Source organism: Myxococcus sp. AB025B, from assembly GCF_006518215.1.
Classification (GTDB): Bacteria; Myxococcota; Myxococcia; order Myxococcales; family Myxococcaceae; genus Myxococcus; species Myxococcus fulvus.
On record NZ_SRLW01000611.1, the window covers coordinates 1 to 1,620 of the forward strand.

At 72.5% G+C, this 1,620-nt stretch carries 1 protein-coding gene and 1 pseudogene; both read left to right on the plus strand.

Going from position 1 to position 1,620, the window contains the following annotated elements; genetic code table 11:
- Positions 1–939: pseudogene (locus FL311_RS44695) on the plus strand (hypothetical protein); the annotation flags it as partial.
- Between the two features lie 93 nt (positions 940–1,032).
- On the plus strand, positions 1,033–1,620 hold a 588-nt coding region (locus FL311_RS43035; RefSeq protein WP_153882732.1), incomplete at its 3' end, for an alcohol dehydrogenase catalytic domain-containing protein.

A 1,620-nucleotide genomic window follows, 5' to 3' on the forward strand; every position in this document is an offset into this window, starting at 1 on the left:
GGCGCGAACATCGTGCGCGGCACGATGAAGGGCACGCAGCTCACGGTGGGCGCGAACGTGGCGACGCAGGCGCTGGACGGCGCGCAGCTGGGCGTGGGTGCCAACGTGGCGGGCGCCAACGTGGTGGGCGCGCAGCTCTCGGTGGGCGGCAACCTGGCGGGGGGCACGCTCAAGGGCTTGCAGATGGCGGTGGGCGCCAACGTGGCGCGCGGCGTGTCTCGCGGCGTGCAGATGGCGGCGGGCGTCAACGTGGCCTCGGAGCTGACGGGCCTGCAGATGTCGTCCGGCGTCAGCTACGCGAGCAGGCTGGCCGGCGCGCAGGTGTCCCTCATCAACGTGGGCGGCGACGTGGACGGCGCGCAGGTGGGGCTGGTGAACGTGGCGCGCCACATGGACGGCGCGCAGGTGGGGCTGCTCAACTTCGCGGGTGAGACGGAGGGCGAGTCGGTGGGCCTGCTGAGCTTCGTCGGCAACGGTCAGGCGCACCTCCAGCTTTGGGCCAGCGACGTGGCGCTCACGAACGTGGGGGTGAAGCTGGGCGGACGTCACCTGTACACGCTGTTCACCGTGGGCCTGAACCCGCCGATGGGCGGAGAGCGGCGGCGCTACACGCTGGGCGCGGGCGTGGGTGGGCACATCCCCGCGGGGCGGTTCTTCTTCGACGTGGACCTGCTCGGCTCGAGCGTGCACGCCAACCGGCTGTTCGACTTCGACGACGACACGAACCACGTGCTCGGGCAGCTGCGGGTGATGGCGGGCTGGCAGCTGTCCAAGCGCTTCGCGGTGTTCGGCGGCGTCAGCGCCAACACGCTCGTCACCTGGAACGGGAGCGACCCGTGGAAGGACCTGGGCATCGGTCCGGAGTGGCGGGAGGTCTCCGACAGCGGGCGCACCATCGTGCGCACCTGGCCGGGCATCCTCGCGGGCGTGCAGATTTGAGCGGGAGGGGCGGGCGCTTCCCGACGTGGAGGCCCCGCCCCATGTTCCCCTCGGATGCGCTCACCTGGGGTGGGCGGTCCGGGGGGCAGGCCCATGGAAGGCACCATGCGCGTGATGGCGCTGCACGCGCCGGGACAGCCGCTGCGCGAGGAGCGCTGGCCCATCCCCCATCCGGGGCCGCAGGAGGTGCTGTTGCGCGTGAGGGCCTGCGCGGTGTGCCGCACGGACCTGCACCTGGTGGACGGTGAGCTGCCCCGCCCCAAGCTGCCGGTGGTTCCCGGACACGAAATCGTGGCGAGCGTGGCGGAGGTGGGCTCCGAGGTGCTGGGGCTGGAGCCGGGCACGCGCGTGGGGGTCCCCTGGCTCGGCTGGACGTGTGGCCAGTGCCGCTTCTGCGTCTCCGGGCGCGAGAACCTCTGCGACTTCGCCCGCTTCACCGGCTACCAGGTGGATGGCGGCTACGCGGAGTACACGCTGGCGCATCACGCGTTCTGCTTCCCGCTGCCGCCAGGGCTCGATGATGCGCACGCGGCGCCGCTGATGTGCGCGGGGCTCATCGGCTATCGGAGCCTGCGCATGGCGGGCGCGGGCGCGCGGCTGGGGATGTATGGCTTTGGCGCCGCGGCGCACCTGCTCATCCAGGTGGCGCGTCACCGGGGGCGGCGGGTGTTCGCCTTCACG